Raw genomic sequence first — 20,615 nt, forward strand, 5'->3', positions numbered from 1 at the left:
TTCGTGGGTACGCCGGGCCGCCTCGGTCACGAGGTGCCGAACTTCTTGTCGATCAGCGCGAAGATCTCGTCGTCGGTCGCGTCGTCCAGCTCGTCGCCGAGGGCGGCGGGGACGTCCGCGGCCTGGTGCCAGGCCGTGCCCAGGTCCTTCAGCCGGGTGCCGATCCGGGTGCGGGTCTCGTCGTCGGGGGCCAGGTCCGCCACCTCGTCCGGGCCGAGAGCGGCGAGCGCCGCCTCCAGCCGGTCCAGTTCGTCCAACAGGGACACCGGGCCGGGGCCCTGTGCGGGCATCAGTTCGGCCCGCAGGTGCGCGGCCAGTGCCCGCGGGGTCGGGTGGTCGAACACGAGCGTCGCGGGCAGGGACAGCCCGGTCGCCGCGTCGAGCCGGTTGCGCAGCTCCACTGCGGACAGTGAGGTGAAGCCGAGTTCTTTGAAGGGCCGGGCGGGTTCGATCGCGCCGGTGTGCCCGAGCACCAGTCCGGCGGTCTCGCGGACGAGGTCCTCCAGCAGCCGGGTGCGTTCGGCGTCCGGCACGGCGGCGAGCCGCTCGGCGAACCCGCGTTCGTCCACTGTGGACACCTCGGGTTGTGGCGCGAGGTCGGCCAGCAGCGGGCTGGGCCGCGACGCGGTGAACCCGGGCGCGAACACCGGCCAGTCGATGTCCGCGACGGCGACGAGCGCGGACGGCTCGGCGACGCCCAGCGCGGTGACGGCGACCCGCGGATCCATGGCGGTGAACCCCGCGCGCCCAAGCCGGTCGCCGACCGCGCCGGCGGCCATGCCCTCCCCGGCCCAGGCACCCCAGGCGATCGAGGTGGCGGGCAGGCCGTCCGCGCGGCGCTGTTCGGCGAGCGCGTCGAGGTAGGCGTTTGCGGCGGCGTAGGACGCCTGGCCGGCGTTGCCGACCGTCCCGGCGAACGCGCTGAACAGCACGAACGCGCTCAGGTCGCCGGTCAGCTCGTGCAGGTTCGCGGCGGCGGTCGCCTTCGCCCGCAGGACGTCGGTGAACCGGTCGGCGGTCAGCGCGTCGAGCACGCCGTCGTCGAGCACGCCGGCCGTGTGCACCACCGCACCGACGGCGTTCTCGGCAAGGAACGCGGCCAGCTGCGCGCGGTCCCCGGCGTCGCACGCGGCGATGGTGACGTCGGCGCCGAGCGAGGTCAGTTCGGCTTCGAGCGCGGCCGCGCCGGGGGCGGCGGGGCCACGACGGCTGATCAGCAGGAGACGTCCGGCCCCTTGCCCGGCCAGGTACCGGGCGACGGCCGAGCCGAGCGCGCCGGTGCCGCCGGTGACCAGCACCGGACCCGCGCCGGCCCAGTCGACGTCACCGCGTCCCGGCCGGGCCGGGGTGAGGCGGCGGGCGAAGAGGCCGTTGGCGCGCAGGGCGAGCTGGTCTTCGCCGGTGTTGCCGGTCAGGAGGCCGGTTAGGCGGGAGGCGGTCCGGTCGTCGGCTTCGGTGGGCAGGTCGATCAGGCCGCCCCAGCGGCGCGGGTGCTCGAGGGCGGCGGTGCGGCCGAGGCCCCAGAGCATGGCCTGGTCCAGGTTGGACACCCGGTCGGCCGGGTGGGTGGCGACCGCGCTGCGGGTGGCAACCCACAGCGGTGCGTCGATGCCCGCGTCGCCGAGGGACTGCAGCAGCGTCGTGGTCACCTGCGGGCCGAGGCTGCCGAGGGCGAGGACGCCGTCGACGTCGTCGAGCGAGGCCAGGCGGATGGTCAGGGTTTCGCGGTCGGTGTCGTCGGTTTCGAGGACGATCACCGACGCGGCCTTGGCGAGTGCGTCGATCGCCGGGTCGTTCGTCTCGCCCGGTGGGACGACCACCAGCCATGCGCCGAGGTCGCCGGGCACCGGCTCGTCGATCGGGCGCCAGGCGATGCCGTAGCGCCAGGAGTCCACTGTGGACACCTTGGCCGCGCGGGGTGCGGTGGTTTCGAGCCAGAACCGTTCACCCTGGAACGGGTAGGTGGGCAGGTCGAGCAGCGGGCGCGCGCCGCCGAAGACCGCGGCCCAGTCGGGCTCGGCGCCCGCGACGAACAGCGTCGCCAGGGCGGTCCGCAGCGCGAACGGTTCTTCGCGGTCACGGCGTTGCGCGGCGACGAACACCGCGGGTCCGGTCACGCAGTCCTGGGCCATCCCGGTGAGCACGCCGTCCGGTCCCAGCTCGACGAACGTGTCCACGCCGGAGGCTTCCAGCGTGCGGACGCCGTCGAGGAACCGGACGGCCTCGCGCACGTGCCGGACCCAGTAGTCCGCGTCGAACTCGGTGATCGGCTCGCCGGTGACGTTGGAGACGATCGGTATAACCGTCTTACCGTAAGACAGAGACTCCGCTATACCGCGGAACTCCTCGAGCATCGGATCCATCAGCGGCGAGTGGAATGCGTGGCTGACCGTGAGCTGCTTGGTCTTACGGTTGGCGAAGTGCTCCACCACGGCTTCTACGGCAGCTTCATCACCGGAGATGACCGTCGAGTTGGGACCGTTGAGCGCGGCGACGGTCACACGGTCTGACAGATATACCGAAACCTCGGCTTCGGTGGCCTGGATCGCGACCATCGCGCCGCCGGAGGGCAGCGCCTGCATGAGCCGGCCACGTGCGGCGACCAGGGTCGCGGCGTCGGCCAGCGTCAGGACCCCCGCGACGTGCGCCGCGGCCAGCTCGCCGATCGAGTGGCCGAGCAGCTGGTGCGGGGTGACGCCCCAGTGTTCGAGCAGGCGGAACTGGGCCACTTCCAGCGCGAACAGCGCGGCCTGGGTGTAGACGGTGCGGTCGAGCAGCGCGGCGGCTTCGGTAGCGCCGGCGACCTCGGTCTCGGCGCGCGTGCCAGCGGCGGCGGTGCCGGTGCCAGCGGCGGCGTCGGTCCCAGCGGCGGTGCCCGTGCCAGCGACGGCTTCGGTGCCGGAGGCGGCCTCGGCGCGGGTGCCGACCTCGGCGCTGGTACCAGCGACGGCGCCAGTGCCAGTGCCGGTGCCAGCGGCGGCGGCTTCGGTGCCGGAGGAGGCCTCGGTGCAGGTGCCGACCTCGGCGCCGGTACCAGCGACGGCGCCAGTGCCAGTGCCGGTGCCAGCGGCGGCGCCGGTGTCAACGGCAGCGCCCGTGCCAACGGCAGCGCCCGTGCCGGTGGCAACGGCGGCGTCGGTGCCGGTGCCGGAGGCGGCCTCGGTGCGGGTGCCGACCTCGGTGCCGGTACCGGTGCCAGCGACGGTGCCGGTGCCGGTGCCGGTGCCAGCGGCGGCGTCGGTACCGGTCTCGGCGAACATGACCTCCTTCAGCGGCCGGTCCAGGTGGGCGTCAAGGTGGGCGCAGACGTTGTCGAGCGCGTCGGCGAACACCGGGAACTCGCGGTACAGCGCCCGGCCCATCCCCGGCCGCTGGCTGCCCTGGCCGGTGAACAGGAAGCCGATCCGGCGACCTTCCGAAGCTTCGCCGGTGGGCACGGAAGCCGACCCCTCGGCGAGGGCGGTCAGCCCGGCCAGCAGCTCGGCCCGGTCGGCCGCGACCAGCGCGGCGCGGTGCCGGTGCGCGGCGCGGGTGGTGCTCAGCGCGTGCCCCAGCTGAGCCGGCGAAAGGTCCGGCGACGCGGTCACGTACGCGGCGAGCCGGGCCGCGAGGGCACGCAAGGCCGGGGCCGATCGTGCGGAGAGCACGACCGGACCGTCCTCAAGGGACTCGTCGGTGGCTTCGAGCGCCGGAGGCGCTTCCAGGACCACGTGCGCGTTCGTGCCGCCGATGCCGAACGACGACACACCCGCGCGGCGCGGGCGTCCGGTGTCCGGCCACGGCGTCGCCTCGGTGAGCAGGGCGACCGTGCCGTCGCTCCAGTCGACTTCCGGGGTCGGCTCGTCGACGTGCAGCGTCTTCGGCAGTACGCCGTGGCGCATCGCGAGGATCATCTTGATCACCCCGGCCACGCCGGCCGCGGACTGCGTGTGCCCGAGGTTCGACTTCACCGAGCCGAGCCACAGCGGCGCGTCCGCGCGGTCCCGCCCGTAGGTCGCGATCAGGGCCTGGGCCTCGATCGGGTCGCCCAGCGAGGTACCGGTGCCGTGCGCCTCGACGGCGTCCACATCGGACGGTGCCAGTCCGGCGTCGGCCAGGGCCTGCCGGATCACGCGCTGCTGTGACGGGCCGTTCGGGGCGGTCAGGCCGTTCGACGCGCCGTCGGAGTTCACCGCGCTGCCGCGCAGCAGCGCGAGGACGCGGTGGCCGTTGCGCTGCGCGTCGGACAACCGCTCCAGCAGGATCAGGCCGACACCCTCACCCCAGCCCGTGCCGTCGGCACCGGCGGCGAACGCCTTGCAGCGGCCGTCGGCGGAAAGGCCGCGCTGGCGGGAGAACTCGACGAACGCGCCCGGCTTGGACATCACCGTCGCGCCGCCGGCCAGGGCCAGCGAGCACTCGCCGTTGCGCAGTGCCCGGGTCGCGAGGTGCAGGGCCACCAGCGACGCCGAGCAGGCGGTGTCCACCGTGACCGCGGGGCCCTCGAGCCCGAAGGTGTAGGCGACGCGGCCGCAGACGACCGAGGCCGCGTTGCCGGTCAACAGGTAACCCTCGACGCCTTCCGGCGACTCGTGCAGACCGGGTGCGTAGTCCTGGCCGTTCGTCCCGACGAACACGCCGGTTTCGCTGCCCCGCAACGAGTCCGGGTCGATCCCGGCGCGTTCGAACAGCTCCCACGAGGTCTCCAGCAGCAGCCGCTGCTGCGGGTCCATCGCCAGCGCCTCGCGGGGCGAGATGCCGAAGAAACCGGCGTCGAACTTGTCGGCGTCGTAGAGGAACCCGCCTTCGCGGGCGTAACAGGTGCCCTTGTGGTCGGGGTCCGGGTCGTAGAGCGCGTCGAGGTCCCAGCCGCGGTTGGCCGGGAACGGCGCCATCGCGTCCCGCCCCGCCGCCAGCAGCTCCCACAGGTCCTCGGGGCTGCCGACCCCGCCGGGGTACCGGCAGGTCATCGCGACGACGGCGATCGGGTCGTCGGTCACGGCCTTGACGACCGGCGCGAAGTCGCTCTCCCCCGCTTCGCCGCCGAGCATCGCGGCCAGCTCGGCCGGGGTGGGGTGGTCGAACGCGACGGTCGCGGGCAGTTTCCGCCCGGTCGCGGCGCTGAGCCGGTTGCGCAGCTCGACCGAGGTCAGCGAGTCGAAACCCAGCTCGCGGAACGCGCGGCGCGGCTCGATCGCGCTCGGGGAACCGTGCCCGAGCACCCCCGCGACGTGGCCCAGCACGAGGTCGAGCAGGAACCGCTCGCGGTCGGCGCCGGTCAGCGCGGCCAGCTGCCCGGCGAACCCAGCGGGTGCGGGAGTGTCCGTTGTGGACGGTGCGAAGCCGCCGAGCAGCGGGCTCGGCCGGGACGCGGTGAACGCCGGGACGAACCGCTCCCAGTCGACGTCGGCGACCACCGAGACGGGGTCACCCTGCTCGATCGCCCGCGTGATGCCGGTGACGGCGAGCGCGGGGTCCATCGCGACGAGTCCGTCGCGGCGGAGGCGGTCGCCGCGCAGGGTGTCGTCGGCCAGGCCGCCGCCCGCCCAGTGCCCCCAGCCGATCGCGGTGGCCGGGAGCCCGTCGGCCGCGCGTTGCTCGGCAAGGGCCTCCAGGAACGCGTTGGCGGCGGCGTAGTTGGCCTGGCCCGAGTTGCCGACCGTGCCCGCGAAGGAGGAGAAGAGGACAAACGCGTCGAGGTCGCCGGTCAGCTCGTGCAGCGCGAGGGCCGCGTCAAGCTTGGGACGCAGGACGCCGTCGAAACGGTCGTCGGCCAGGGACGTGATGACACCGTCGTCGAGGACACCGGCGGTGTGGACCACCGCGGTCAGGTCGAGGCCGTCGAGCAGGGCGGCGAGGGCGTCGCGGTCGGCGACGTCGCACGCGGCGATCGTCACCTCGGCTCCGAGCGCGGTCAGCTTCTCGCGCAGCTCTTCGGCCCCCGGCGCGGCCGCACCGCTGCGGCTGGTGAGCACGAGGTGCTCGGCGCCGTTCGCCGCGAGCCACTCGGCGACCTGGCCGCCGAGCGCACCGGTACCGCCGGTGACCAGCACGGTTCCGCGCGGCTGCCAGCCGCCTACGGCCGGACGCGCCTTGGCCCGCACGAGCCGGCGGGCGAAGACACCGGAGTCGCGCACGGCGAGCTGGTCCTCACCGGTCCCGGCGAGCACCGCGGCGAGCCGGGCCGCGGCCCGGTCGTCGAGGGTCTCCGGCAGGTCGAGCAGACCGCCCCAGCGGTCCGGCTGCTCCAGCGCGGCCACCCGGCCAAACCCCCAGGCCAGAGCCTGGTCCGGGTGCCGGACGCGGTCGCCGCGACCGGTGGTGACCGCGCCGGAGGTGATCGTCCACACGGGAGCTTCGAGGTCGGACTGCAGCAGCTTCGTCGTCGCGGCGAGCGCTTCCCGGCCGTCACCGACCAAGGAGACGATCCCGGCCAGCGGTTCGCCGGTGGGCTCGCGACGGACGTCGGCACCGTGCGCGGTCAGCGCCTCGGCGACGCCGAGGTCGTCCTCCCCCAGCACCAGCCAGACACCGGACAGCTTCGTGCGCTCGACGTCGACCGGCTCCCAGCTGACGCGGTACCGCCAGCCGTCCACGGTGGACGAATCCAGGTGACGCCGGCGCCACGCGGCGAGCGCGGGCAGCACGTCGCGGAGGGTGTCCTCGGGCAGGCCGAGGTCGAGGTCCGCGCGGTCGACGGCGGCCCAGAACCCGCCGTCCGAGCCGCCGGCACTGGGCGCGGGGGCGTCGAGCCAGTACCGGTCGCGCTTGAAGGCGTAGGTGGGCAGGTCGACGACCCGGCCGCCGCCGAACACCTTCGCCCACTCCGGCGAGACGCCGTGGACGTGGGCGTCGGCCAGCGCGGTCAGGAACCGGCGGAGGCCGCCTTCGTCGCGGCGGAGGGTGCCGAGCGCGACGCCGAGATCGTCCACAGTGTCCTGAAGACCGATCGTGAGCACCGGGTGCGGGCTGCATTCGACGAACACCGAGTGGCCACGGGCGAGCAGGGCGCGGGTGGCGTCCTCGAACCGGACCGTGGTGCGGAGGTTGTCGTACCAGTAGCGGGCGCCGACGATCGTGGTGTCGATCGGCTCGCCGGTCACCGTGGAGTAGAAGGGGATCTCGGACGTGCGGGGCCGGATCGGGCCGAGCACGTCGAGGAGTTCGGCTTCCAGGGACTCGACGTGCGCCGAGTGCGACGCGTAGTCCACCGGGACGCGCTTGGCGCGGATCTCGCGGTCCGCGCAGCGGTCCATCAGCTCGTCGAGGGCGTCCGCGTCACCGGAGACGACGGTCGAGCGCGGCCCGTTGACCGCCGCGATCGAGATCCGGCCGTCGATCAGCTCGGTGACCTCGGCGTGCGGCAGCGGGATCGAGACCATCCCACCGCGTCCGGCGAGCGCGAGGATCGCCTTGCTGCGGAGGGCGACCACGCGGGCACTGTCCTCGAGGGACAGCGCACCGGCGACGACCGCCGCCGCGATCTCGCCCTGCGAGTGGCCGACCACGGCCGACGGCTCGACGCCGTACGACCGCCAGAGCGTCGCCAAGGAGACCATCACCGCCCACAGCACCGGCTGCACGACGTCGACCCGGTCGAACCCGGGCGCACCCTCGACGCCACGCAGGACGTCCGTCAGCGACCAGTCCACAAAGGACGACAAGGCGGCTTCACATGCGGCCATCCGGGCCGCGAACACCGGCGACTCGTCGAGCAGCCCGACGGCCATGCCGGCCCACTGGGAGCCCTGGCCGGGGAAGACGAACACGGACTTGGCGCCGCCACGGGCCAAGCCGCGCACCGCGGCCGGGACGACGTCGCCGCGGCCCAGACCGGCCAAGACGTCGTGAGCTTCCTCGCGAGAGGCGGCCACGAACGCGACCCGCTCCGGCAGCGCCGCGCGGGTCGTCGCCAGCGACCAGGCGAAATCGGGCAGTTCGAGGTCCGGGTCGGCCAGTCGCTCGGCGAGCCGGGCGGCCTGTTCGGTAAGCGCTTCCGCCGTCCGGGCCGACAGCACGACCGGAACGACACCGGCGGCTTCGGACCGGATGCTCTCGACGGCCGGCGCCTGCTCCAGCACCGCGTGCGCGTTCGTGCCGCTGACCCCGAACGACGACACCGCCGCGCGGCGCGGCCGGTCGGCCTCGGGCCACGGCCGGGCTTCGGTGAGCAGTTCGACGGCGCCGGTGGACCAGTCGACGTGCGGCGTCGGCGCGTCGACGTGCAGGGTCCGCGGCAGGGCGCCGTGGCGCATCGCCATGACCATCTTGATCACGCCGCCGACACCCGCGGCGGCCTGGCTGTGCCCGATGTTGGACTTCAGCGACCCCAGCCAGAGCGGCGTCTCACGCTCACGGCCGTAGGTGGCGATCAGGGCCTGCGCCTCGATCGGGTCGCCCAGGGTGGTTCCGGTGCCGTGCGCCTCGACCACGTCCACTTCGGACGGTGTGAGCCCCGCGTTGGCCAGCGCCTGCCGGATCACCCGCTGCTGCGCGGGGCCGCTCGGCGCGGTCAGGCCGTTGGACGCGCCGTCGGAGTTCACCGCGCTGCCGCGGACGACGGCGAGCACGCGGTGCCCGTTGCGCTGCGCGTCGGACAGCTTCTCCAGCACGAGCATGCCGGCGCCCTCGGCCCAGCCGGTGCCGTCCGCGGCGGCGGCGAACGGTTTGCAGCGGCCATCGGCGGAGAGCCCGCGCTGGCGGGAGAACTCGATGAACGTCGCGGTCGTGGACATCACGGCGACACCGCCGGCGAGCGCGAGCGTGCACTCGCCGGACCGCAGGGCCTGGCCGGCCAGGTGCAGGGCGACCAGCGAAGACGAGCACGCCGTGTCGACGCTGACCGCGGGCCCTTCGAGGCCGAGGGTGAAGGCGACCCGGCCGGACGCGACGCTGCCCGCGCTGCCGTTGCCGAGGTAGGCCTCGACGTCGGCGGGCGCGTGCGGCAACCGGGAGCCGTAGTCGTGGTACATCACCCCGGCGAACACCCCGGCGCGGGTGCCGCGCACCGACTCCGGCGGGATGCCCGCGCGTTCCAGGGCTTCCCAGGAGATCTCGAGCAGCAGGCGCTGCTGCGGGTCCATCGCCAGTGCCTCGCGCGGCGAGATGCCGAAGAACTCGGCGTCGAACTCGTCGGCATCGTGCAGGAACCCGCCCTCACGGGCGTAGAACGTGCCCGCGTGGTCGGGGTCCGGGTGGTACAGCTCGCCGAGGTCCCAGCCGCGCCGCTCGGGGAACGCGCCCACGGCGTCGCGGCCCTCGTCGACCAGTTCCCACAGGTCTTCAGGCGAGCGGACGCCGCCGGGGTAGCGGCAGCTCATCCCGACGATGGCGATCGGTTCGGCGTCGCGCTCCCGCTCCTCGCGCAGCTCCCGCCGGACCTGCCGGAGATCGGTGGTCACCCGCTTGAGATAGTCCCGCAGTTTGTCCTCAGTGGACATTCAGCTCACCCCAGCCCGTCGGCATGTCGCCCATCCCTCACACAGTCCCGAGTTCGCTGTCGATCAGCGCGAACATCGCATCGTCGTCGGCGGTGTCGATCTCGACGTCGTCCGCCGGGTGCTCGTCTTCGGTCCATTCGGCCAGCAGGGTCCGCAGCCGCGCGGTGATCCGCGCGCGGTCGGGGTCGCCGGAGTCCACCGTGGACAGTGCGCCGCGCAGGTGGTCCAGCTGCGCCAGCACCGGCAGGTCCGAGACCGACGGCGCGGCCGGTGCCAGCTCGGTCAGCACGTAACCGGCCAGGGCGCGCGGGGTCGGGTGGTCGAAGATCAGCGTCACCGGCAGGCGCAGGCCGAGCGCCGCGGTGAGCCGGTTGCGCAGCTCGACCGCGGTCAGCGAGTCGAAGCCGATCTCCTTGAACGCCTGGTCGCCGTCGATCGTCGCGGCCGAGGCGAAGCCGAGCACGGTCGCGGTCTCGGCCAGCACGGCGTCCAGCGCCAGCTGCGGCCGGTCCGCGTCCGGGGCCGCCGCCAGCCGGCCGGCCAGTGACGCGGTCTCCACCTGGTCGTCGGCACGGCGAGAGCGGGTCCGGATCAGCTCCCGCAGCAGCGGCGGGACGTCCCCGCCGGCGCGCGCCCGGAGCGTGGCCAGGTCCAGCCGGGCCGGGACCAGCGCGGCGTCGGCTTGGCGCAGCGCGACGTCGAACAGCGCGAGTCCTTCGGCGCTGGGCAGCGCGCCCACGCCGGACCGCGTCATGCGGCTGAGGTCGGCGTCGGCGAGGTGCCCGGTCATGCCGCTGCGCTCGGCCCAGAACCCCCAGGCCAGCGCGGTGCCGGCCCGGCCGCGAGCCCGCCGCCGCGCGGCGAGCGCGTCCAAGAACGCGTTGGCGGCGGCGTAGTTGCCCTGCCCCGCGGTGCCGAGTGTCGCGGCCACCGAGGAGAACAGCACGAACGCCGTGAGCGGCCGGTCCGCGGTCAGCTCGTCCAGGTGGACGGCCGCGTCGACCTTCGGGCGCAGCACCGTGGCCAGGCGCTCGGGGGTCAGTGAGGCGAGGACGCCGTCGTCGAGCACCCCGGCCGCGTGGACCACGCCGGTGAGGTCGGGCAGCCCGTCGAGCAGGCCGGACAGCGCTTCCCGGTCGGCGGCGTCGCAGGCGGCGATCGTGACGTCGGCGCCGAGTCCGCGCAGCCGCTCGGCCAGCTCCGGCGCACCCGGTGCGTCCAGACCCCTCCGGCTGGTCAGGACCAGCTTGCGGACGCCGTGCCCGGTGATCAGGTGCTCGGCCAGCAACGCGCCGAGCGTGCCGGTGCCGCCGGTGACGAGGACCGTGCCGTCGAGCACCGGCAGGTCACCCTCGGCGGGCTTGACCCGGCGCAGCCGCGGCACGTACGTCGTACCCGCGTGCACGGCGACCTGCGGCTCTCCCGAGGCGAGGGCCTGCGGCAGGAGGTCTTCCTCCGCCGGTGAGACGTCGGCGAGCACGAACCGGCCGGGGTGCTCGGACTGCGCCGCGCGGATCAGGCCCCAGACCGCCGCCCCCGCCGGGTCGTCCGCCCGGGCACCCGAGGTTAGCAGCACCAGCTTGGCCGCCGCGAACCGCTCGTCGGACGTCCACCGCCGGGCCAGGTCCAGCGCCCGAGCGGCGGCCGCGTGGGTTCGCTCCGCCAGCTCGTCCACCTCCGGCGCGACCCGGACGGCGACAAACCCTTCCGGCGTTTCCAGCTCGTCGAGATCGTCACACCGAAGGACAGCAGAGTCTGCTTCGGACAGTTCGAGTTCGGTCCAGTCCACCCGGAACAGTGAGTCGGGCGCGGCACCGGTGAGCGTCCGCGTCAGCGGTCGCAGCAGCAAGGAGTCCACTGTGGCCACCGGTGCGCCGGTCTCGTCGGCCACGGCGAGCGCCAGCTCCCCCTCACCCACGGTCAGCCGGACGCGCAACGCGGCCGCGCCAGTGCGGTGCAGGGTGATGCCACGCCAGGAGAACGGGATGCTGCTCGTGCCGTCGGCGCCGATCAGGACGTCGTGCCCGGCGCCGTGGAGCGCGGCGTCGAGCAGGGCCGGGTGCAGCCCGAACCGGGCGGCGTCGTCGGTCGGCAGGACCACCTCGGCGTAGACCTCCTGGCCGGAGCGCCAAGCCGCGCGCAGGCCCTGGAACACCGGGCCGTACCCGAACCCGGCGTCCGCGAGGGCCTGGTAGAGCGCGTCGACGTCGATCGGTTCGGCCGCGGGCGGCCACTCGGTCAGGGCGGTACCGGCGGCCGACGAGGTGCCGAGCACGCCGGTCGCGTGCCGGGTCCAGTCGCCCTGATCGTCCTGGCGGGAGTGGAAGGTGATCGCGCGGCGGCCGTCGTCGTCGGCCGGGGCGACCGCGACCTGCACGGTGACCGCACCGCGCTCCGGCAGGAGCAGCGGGCCCTCCAGGGTCAGCTCTTCGAGCGCGTCGCAGCCGGTGTCCTCGGCCGCGCGCAACGCCAGTTCGACGAACGCGGTCCCGGGCAGCAGCACGGTGTCGAACACCGCGTGGTCGGTCAGCCACGGGTGGGTCCGCTGGGCCAGCCGCCCGGTGTAGAGCAGACCACCGGTGCCGGCGAGCCGGACGGCGGCACCGAGCAGCGGGTGCCCGGCCTCGCCCAGCCCGGCCGAGGACAGCTCGCCCGCGCCCGCGTCGGCTTCGAGCCAGAACCGCTGCCGCTGGAACGGATACGTCGGCAGGTCTTCGACGACCCGGCCGCCGGGCAGCACCGTGTTCCAGTCCGGGGTGGCGCCGCAGACGTGGGCCTGCGCCAGCGCGTTCAGGAACCGGGCCGGGCCACCGTCGTCACGCCGCAGGGTGCCGACGGCGACCGCGTCCGCGCCGAGTTCGTCCACAGTGTCCTGGACGCCGATGGTGAGGACGGGGTGCGGGCTGCACTCGACGAACACCGAGTGGCCCCGCTCGGCCAGCTGCCGCACGACCGCCTCGAACCGGACCGTGTTGCGCAGGTTCTCGTACCAGTACCGGGCGCCCATCACGGTCGTGTCGAGCGGGTCGCCGGTGACCGTCGAGTAGAACGGCACCTCCACGGCGCGTGGGCGAATCGGGGCCAGGACGTCCAGCAGCTCGGCTTCCAGGGATTCGACGTGCGCCGAGTGGGACGCGTAGTCCACCGGGATCCGCTTCGCCCGGATTTCCCCGGCCTCGCAGCGGTCCATCAGCTCGTCGAGGGCGTCGGCGTCGCCCGAGACGACGGTGGACCGCGGGCCGTTGACCGCCGCCACCGAGATCCGGTCGTCGATCAGCGCCGTCACCTCGTCGTACGGCAACGGGATCGAGACCATTCCACCGCGTCCGGCCAGGGCCAGGATCGCCTTGCTGCGCAACGCGACGACCAACGCACCGTCCTCAAGGGACAACGCTCCCGCGACGACGGCCGCCGCGATCTCGCCCTGCGAGTGTCCGACGACGGCGGACGGCTCGACCCCGTGCGCACGCCACAACGCGGCCAGCGAGACCATCACCGCCCACAACACCGGCTGCACGACGTCCACCCGGTCGAACCCCGGCGCGCCCTCGACACCCCGGAGGACGTCGAGCAGGCACCAGTCCACATGGGACGCAAGGGCGTCCGCACACTCGTCGAGCCGTGCCGCGAACGCGGGCGACGACTCGGCCAGCTCGACCGCCATCCCGGCCCACTGCGAACCCTGGCCCGGGAAGACGAACGCCGTCCGCCCGGAACCGCGCACCGAGCCCGTGACGACGTCGGGCGAACTGCCACCATCGGCCAGGGTGCGGAGCTGGTCGCGGAGGTCGGCGCCGAGCAGCACGGCACGCTGGGGGAACCGCGCCCGCGTCGAGGTCAGTGTGTGCGCGATGTCCACATCGGACACGGACGCGTCGGTCAGGTAGGCCAGGAGGTTCTTCGCCTGGTCACGCAGTTCGCTTTCGGTCCGCGCGGACAGCACGACCGGCGCCGGGCCCGGTGTGGACTCCGGCGCGTCGGTCGCCGGGGCCTGTTCGAGCACGGCGTGGGCGTTGGTGCCGCTGACGCCGAAGGACGACACGGCGGCTCGACGCGGCCGGCCGGTCTCCGGCCACGGTCGCTGCTCAGTGAGCAGGGCGACGCTCCCGGCGGACCAGTCGACGTGCGGGGTCGGCTCGTCCACGTGCAGCGTGCGCGGGAGGACACCGTGACGCAGGGCCTGGACCATCTTGATCACGCCGCCGATGCCCGCGGCCGCCTGCGTGTGCCCGATGTTGGACTTCAGCGACCCCAGCCACAGCGGCGTCTCGCGGTCCCGGCCGTAGGTCGCGATCAGCGCGTCGGCCTCGATCGGGTCGCCCAGGGTCGTCCCGGTGCCGTGCGCCTCCACAGCGTCGACGTCCGATGTGGACAGCCCGGCGGCGGCGAGCGCGCGGCGGATGACCCGTTGCTGCGAAGGGCCGTTGGGTGCGGTGAGACCGTTGGACGCGCCGTCGGAGTTGACCGCCGAACCGCGCAGCACGGCCAGGATCTGGTGGCCGTGGCGCTGGGCGTCGGAAAGCCGTTCCAGCACCAGGACTCCGGCGCCCTCGGCCCAGCCGGTGCCGTCCGCGGCGGCGGAGAACGCCTTGCACCGGCCGTCGGCGGACAGCCCGCGCTGGCGCGAGAATTCGATGAACATGCCGGGCCGCGACATCACCGCGGCCCCGGCGGCCAGCGCCAGCGAGCATTCGCCGGCGCGCAGGGCCTGCGCCGCCCAGTGCAGGGCGACCAGCGAAGACGAGCACGCGGTGTCGACCGTGACGGCCGGCCCTTCGAGGCCGAACGTGTAGGCCAGCCGGCCCGAGACGACGCTGCCGGTGGTGCCGGTGAGCAGGTAGCCGTCGGCGCCGCCGGCCGCTTCGTGCAGCCGCGGGCCGTAGTCGGTGGCCATCGCGCCGACGAAGACCCCGGTGGCCGTGCCGCGCAGCCCGGCCGGGTCGAGGCCGGCGCGTTCGAACGCCTCCCAGGTCAGCTCCAGCAGCACCCGCTGCTGCGGGTCCATCGCGACGGCCTCCCGCGGCGAAATGCCGAAGAACGCGGGATCGAAGTCCGCGACGCCGTCGAGGAACCCGCCACCGCGGGCGTAGGTCGTGCCGGCGTGTTCCGGGTCGGGGTCGTAGAGCGCGTCGAGGTCCCAGCCGCGGTCGGCCGGGAAGTCACCGATCGCGTCGACGCCTTCGGTGACCAGCCGCCACAGATCCTCGGGGGTCCGGACACCGCCGGGGTACCGGCAGCTCATCGCCACGATGGCGATCGGCTCGTCGCTCGCGGCGACGGCCTCCGCGGCGGCCTCGGGAGCGCCGGACAGCTCGGTTTCGAGGTGCCGGGCCAGCGCGGCCGGCGTCGGGTGGTCGAACAGCACGCCGCTGCCGAGCCGGAGGCCGGTCACCTGGCCGAGGTGGTCGCGCAGCTCGACCGCGGTCAGCGAGTCGATGCCGAGCTCCTTGAACGTCCGGTCCGCGTCGACGTCGTTCGCCCCGGCGTAGTCGAGCACCGCCGCGACACCCGCGCGGACGACGTCGACGAGCCGGCGGTCGCGCTCGGCGGCGGGCAGGTCCGCGACGCTCTGCGCCCACGACCGCTCGGCGGCCGGGGCCGAGGTGCGCGCCGGGCCGTCGAACCAGTGCCGGACGCGCTGGAACGGGTAGGTCGGCAGGTCGACGCGGTTGCCACGGTCGCCGTAGACCGCGGCCCAGTCGACGTCGGTGCCGTGGACGTGCAGCTGCGCCAGGACGTGATGGAACGTGAAGGTCTCGTCGCGGTCCCGGCGCAGGGCGGCGGCGAAGGTGCCGGAAACGCTCTCGCGGGCCATCGCGCACAGGACGCCGTCCGGGCCCAGCTCGACGAACACGGCGTCGCCGACAGCGCTTACAGCGTCAGCGAAACGGACCGCCTCGCGCACGTGCCGCGTCCAGTACGCCGGGTCGGCGAGTTCCTCGGCGGTGGCGATCCGGCCGGTGAGGCCCGAGACGATCGGGATCCGCGGCGGCGCGAAGCTGAGCCGCGCGGCGACCGCGCGGAAGTCGTCGAGCATCGCGTCCATGTGCGGCGAGTGGAACGCGTGGCTCACCTTGAGGCGCTTGGTCTTGCGCCCCAGCCCGGCGAAGTGCGCGGCCAGCGCGGAGACGGTGTCCGCGTCGCCGGACAGCACGACCGCCCGCGGCCCGTTGACCGCGGCGATCGAGACGGTGGAGGTCGTCAGGGCGGAAAGCGCTTCCGCTTCGGTGGCCTCGACGGCGAGCATCGCTCCCCCGCCGGGCAACGCGTCCATCAACCGGCCGCGGGCGGCCACCAGCTCGGCCGCGTCGTCGAGGGAGAGCACCCCGGAGACGTGGGCCGCGGCCAGCTCGCCGACCGAGTGTCCGATGAGGATGGACGGACGCACGCCACGGCTTTCCAGCAAGCGGAACAGCGCGACTTCGAGGGCGAACAACGCGGGTTGCGTGTACCGGGTCTGGTCGAGGAGTTCCGTGGGCTCGAACAGGACGTCGCGCAGTGGGACGTCGAGGTGGCGGTCGAAGCGGGCGCAGACGTCGTCCAGCGCGGCGGCGAAGATCGGATCGGTCGCGTAAAGCGCTTTCCCCGCACCGGTTCGCTGGCTCCCCTGACCGGAGAACAGGAAGACCACCGGACGCGCGTCCCGGGTGGTCCCGCGGACCACCGATCGCGACGATCCCCCGGCGGCGAGGACGTCGAGCGCCCCCGCGAGATCGCCGTCCGGCACGACCACCGCGCGGTGGTCGAGGGACGCCCGCGTCGTCACCAGGGAGTACCCGACGTCGACCGGGTCGTGTGCCGCAAGCTGGTCCCACAGCGATTTCGCTTGCGCGGCCAGTGCTTCCGGCGACCGGGCCGACAGCACCAGCGGCAGCGGGTCCCCGCCGCCGGCCCGGTGCTCCGGTGCCGGGGCCGCGGCGAGCACGACGTGGCAGTTGGTGCCGCCCATGCCGAAGGAGCTGACCCCGGCCAGCCGGTGCGGCCCGGTCCACGGCGTCGGCTCGGTCGTCACGCGCAGGTTCAGCGCGTCGAGGGGGATGTCCGGGTGGGGGGTGGCGAAGTTGAGGCTCGGCGTGATCTCGCCGTGCCACAGGCACAGCACCGCCTTCAGCAGCCCGGTGATGCCCGCGGCGCCTTCCAGGTGGCCGACGTTCGTCTTGGCCGAACCGACGAGCAGCGGCGTGCCGGCCGCGCGGGCCGTACCGATGACCGCGCCGAGCGCGGCGGCCTCGATCGGGTCGCCGACGCGCGTGCCGGTGCCGTGCAGCTCGACGTACTCGACGTCACCCGGCTCGGTGCCGGCCCGTTCGTGCGCCAGCCGCAGCACCTCGCGCTGCGCGGATTCACTCGGTGTGGTCAGGGTTTCCGCGGTACCACCGTTGTTGACGGCGGTGCCGCGGATGACGCCGTAGACGCGGTCGCCGTCGGCGAGGGCGTCGGCGAGCGGGCGCAGCACGACCAGGCCGCCGCCTTCACCGCGCACGTACCCGTTGGCGCGGGCGTCGAAGGTGAAGCAGCGGCCGTCCGGGGACAGCCCGCCGAAGCGGGACGCGCCGACCGCGCTCTCCGGGATGAGGTTCAGGTTGACCCCGCCCGCGAGCGCCACCGCGGATTCGCCGCGGCGCAGGCTTTCGCAGGCCAGGTGCACCGCGACCAGCGAAGACGACTGTCCACTGTCGACAACGAGGCTCGGTCCGCGCAGGCCGAGGGTGTAGGAGACGCGGTTGGCGATCACCCCGCGGTGCGAGCCGGTCAGGGAGTGCTGGGTGCTCACACCGTGCTCGGTGAGCAGGTGGGCGTAGTCGTCCCAGATGGCGCCGAAGAAGACACCCGCGTTCTCGCCGTCGAGCCGGGACGGCGGCAGGCCGGCGTCCTCCAGTGCCTCCCAGCTCAGCTCCAGCATCAGCCGCTGCTGCGGGTCCATCACCGCGGCCTCGCGCGGGGAAATCCCGAAGAAGGCGGCGTCGAAGCCGTCCACGTCGTCGAGGAAGGCACCAAAGCCGGTGCCGGGCGCATCGTCTGTCCCGGTCCAGCGCTCGGGCGGGGTCTCGGTGACCGCGTGCCGGCCGTGGCGCAGCAGGTCCCAGTACGCCCCCGGTCCCGGCGCGGCGGGCAGGCGGCAGGCCATTCCGACGATCGCGATGCCGAACTCAAGCTTGGACAAGGCGAGTCCTCCACAGATCGCGGACGGGCGGGAGCTGCCGCGACGAGCCCGTCACGCGGCGTGCGAACGCCCGACGTTCGTCGTGAACAGGAAAAACGCTACTGAGCCCCGACCAGGCCAGAAACCCCTAGCGGGGCCCCTAGGCACCCTGCACGTCACCCTGCGGTACAAGGGAAAACGCCCTCGGACCCCGAGGGCGGAGCTGGGTCAGACGGCCTTGCCGCGGTTGAGGTAGGTCAGCACCGCGAGCACCCGCCGGTTGTCGTCGTTGGACGGTGGCAGGTTCAGCTTCGTGAAGATGTTCGAGATGTGCTTGCCGACGGTGCCGTCGCTGAAGTTGAGGCTCTGCGCGATGCCGGCGTTGGACCGGCCCTCGGCCATCATCTCCAGCACCTCGCGCTCGCGCGGGCTGAGCGTCTCGAAGGGCTCGTTGCGCGCCTGGCGCGCCAGCAGCTTCGCGATCACCGTCGCGTCCATCGCCGTGCCGCCGGCCGCGACCCGCCGCACCGCCTCGACGAACTCCTCGGCGTCGCCCACGCGGTCCTTCAGCAGGTAGCCGACGCCGCCGGCGCCGTCCTGCAGGAGTTCGTTGGCGTACAACTGTTCCACGTGCTGGGACAACACCAGCACCGGCAGCCCGGGCACCTGCTTGCGCGCGGCCAGCGCGGCCTGCAGCCCTTCGTCGGTGAAGCTCGGCGGCAGCCGGACGTCGACCACGGCCACGTCCGGGCGGTGCTCCAGCAGCGCCTTCAGCAACTCGGGCCCGGTTTCCACCGCGGCGACGATGTCGAAACCGTGCGACTGCAGCAGCAGTGTCAAGCCGTCCCTCAGGAGAGCGAGGTCTTCGGCGAGCACAACGCGCACGGGATCTCCAAACTCACGCGGGTCGGTCCGCCGGGCCGGCTGACGACGCTCAGACTACCGTCGAAGGCTTCGAGCCTTTGGGTGATCCCGCGCAGCCCGGACCCGGCGGCAAGATCGGCGCCGCCGCGGCCTTCGTCCACCACCGCGCCGGTCAGCAGCCCGTCGGCGAACCGCAGCCGCACGGTGACGTCCCGGGTTTCGGCGTGCTTGACGACGTTGGCCAGCGCCTCGCACACGCTGAAGTACACCGCCGCCTCCACCGCCGGTTCGAACCGGCCGGGCAGCTCGATGTCCATGGTCGCGTCCAGCGGCAGGTCCAGCACGAACGCCCGCAGCGCGTCGCGCAGACCGCGCTCGGCGAGCACCGGCGGGTGGATGCCGTGCACCAGGTCCCGCAGCTCCTGCAGGGCCTTGCTCGAGGAGTCCCGCAGCTCGGTCACCAGCTCCTTGGCCCGGCTCGGGTCGCGGTCGATGAACTGGGACAGCGCGGCCAGCTTCATCCGCATCGCGACCAGCCGCGCCTGGGCGCCGTCGTGCAGGTCGCGCTCGATCCGGCGCAGCTCGGCGGCCTGCGTGGCCAGCGCGTCCGCGCGGGTGCGGGTCAGCTGCTGGACGCGGTCGTTGAGCTTTCCCCGCCGTCCCGGCTTGAGCAGCAGCGACGTCCATTCGCCGCGCAGGCGCAGCAGCGGTCCGGCGAAGGCCACCCCGGCCGCGACGCACGCCAGCCCGACGGCGATCTGCAGCGGCACCTCGGTGCCGCCCAGCCACGAAAGCTCGCCGACGATCCCCGCCGCCTGGCCCACGGCCAGCAGCACCGCGGCCAGCCCGGCCAGCACCAGCAGCACCGGGAACAGCGCGAGCGCGCCGCCGACCACCGGGTCGGCCAGCAGCCAGGCCAGGTCGCGCCAGGTCGCCGGGTCGCCCCAGATCCAGCGGACCCGCAGCGAGACCGCCGCGAACCAGCGGCGCTTGTGGTAGTCCTTCCCACTCCAGTACCAGCCGTGCTCGGTGCGCTCGAGGGTCGGCCGCGGCCGGTACGGCACCGCCACGGGCACCCCGGACCAGCGCCCGGACAGCTCGCGCGCGGTGTTCGCGATCCGCCGGATCAGCACCGTGACCAGCAGGAACAGCGGGAACATGCCGAGCCCGAACCACAGCACCAGCGAAAGCAGGGTGGCGATCGCGAGCGCCGCCTCCCCCACGTTGAGCAGGCCGAGCGCGGCCCCGCGCGCGAGGTCCCGCGGCGCCTGCCGCAGCCGGGTGGCCGCCGGCGCGCCCACGGCGACCGCCGTGTCACTCATGTCGGTTCCTCCTCCGGGCGTGCCCACCCGGTCAGTCTGACTCACGGAGTGTGTCCGGGCGGAGACGGATACCACCCCTGCTTGCCTAAAGAAAACTCCACCCAGGTCGGGGTAGAAGAGGGGTTCTGACGAGATCCACGGGCTTCTACGTTGGAAACACACCACCGACGACCTGGGAGAACCCGATGACCACCACCGCTCCGAAGACCAGCGCCGCCGGCGCCATCGTGACCAACCTGGTCGTCGACCTGGTCGCCCCGATCGCCCTCTACTACGGTCTCCGCGCCGCCGGCGTCGACCAGCTGCTCGCCCTGCTCGCCGGCGGGGCCGCGCCCCTGGTCCACGTGATCTGGCAGGTCGCGAGGACCCGCAAGGTCGGCGGCCTGGCGCTGTTCACCCTGACCATCCTGGTGCTCAGCGTCGCCGCGTCGTTCCTCACCGGCAGCGAGCGGTTCCTGCTGGCCAAGGACGGCTGGCTGACCGCCGTCGCCGGCCTGTGGCTGCTCGCCACGCTCCGCACGAACCGCCCGTTCATCTACGAGGCCGCGCGGCCGATCGCCGACGCCAAGGCGAAGGCGCCGGAGGACACCTGGACCCACCGCTTCGCCACCTCGGAGAGCTTTCGCCACGGCATGCGCGTCGTCACCGCCGCCTGGGGCATCGCGCTCGTGCTTGACGCCGTGGTCCGCGGGGTCATGGCCTACACCCTGCCGGTCGACCTGGTCCCGGGGCTGGGTGGCGCGCAGTACGCCGTGTTGTTCGTCGGGCTGCAGATCTTCGGCCAGGTCTACGGCCAGCGCACCGGCCTGATCGGCGACAAGAAGAAGAGCGGCCCGGCCGGCGCCGTCGCCGCCTGAACCACCCCGC

At 73.7% G+C, this 20,615-nt stretch carries 5 protein-coding genes; 1 reads left to right on the forward strand and 4 read right to left on the reverse strand.

All coding sequences use genetic code 11. From position 1 onward, the window contains the following. Positions 1-26: 26 nt before the first annotated feature. From ACGFMK_RS12155 to ACGFMK_RS12170, 4 genes are all read right to left on the reverse strand, one after another. Complete coding sequence (locus ACGFMK_RS12155; RefSeq protein ID WP_392761100.1) at positions 27-9,419, reverse strand: type I polyketide synthase; 9,393 nt, start codon at positions 9,417-9,419, stop codon at positions 27-29. A 37-nt stretch (positions 9,420-9,456) separates the two neighbouring features. Beyond that, complete coding sequence (locus ACGFMK_RS12160) at positions 9,457-17,583, reverse strand: type I polyketide synthase (protein WP_392761103.1); 8,127 nt, start codon at positions 17,581-17,583, stop codon at positions 9,457-9,459. A gap of 207 nt (positions 17,584-17,790) precedes the next feature. After that, entirely contained in the window at positions 17,791-18,447 is a 657-nt protein-coding gene (locus tag ACGFMK_RS12165; protein WP_323331878.1) for a response regulator transcription factor, read from the reverse strand. Further along, complete coding sequence (locus ACGFMK_RS12170) at positions 18,411-19,748, reverse strand: histidine kinase (protein ID WP_392761106.1); 1,338 nt, start codon at positions 19,746-19,748, stop codon at positions 18,411-18,413. Before ACGFMK_RS12170 ends, ACGFMK_RS12165 begins: the two co-directional genes overlap by 37 nt. Positions 19,749-19,933: 185 nt before the next feature. On the opposite strand from ACGFMK_RS12170, the gene ACGFMK_RS12175 reads away from it, so the two are divergent. Beyond that, positions 19,934-20,605, forward strand: a complete 672-nt coding sequence (locus ACGFMK_RS12175) for a VC0807 family protein (protein WP_392761109.1) — start codon at positions 19,934-19,936, stop codon at positions 20,603-20,605. The last annotated feature ends 10 nt before the right edge of the window (positions 20,606-20,615 follow it).

Origin of the sequence: Amycolatopsis sp. NPDC049252 (genome assembly GCF_043197175.1) — a bacterium.
Classification (GTDB): Bacteria; Actinomycetota; Actinomycetes; order Mycobacteriales; family Pseudonocardiaceae; genus Amycolatopsis.

What these genes read in the sequence shown, in the direction of transcription:
- ACGFMK_RS12155 (WP_392761100.1), bottom strand. Translation starts at nt 9,419, where the DNA reads ATGTCCACTGAGGACAAACTGCGGGACTATCTCAAGCGGGTGACCACC.
- ACGFMK_RS12170 (WP_392761106.1), bottom strand. Translation starts at nt 19,748, where the DNA reads ATGAGTGACACGGCGGTCGCCGTGGGCGCGCCGGCGGCCACCCGGCTG.
- ACGFMK_RS12175 (WP_392761109.1), top strand. Translation starts at nt 19,934, where the DNA reads ATGACCACCACCGCTCCGAAGACCAGCGCCGCCGGCGCCATCGTGACC.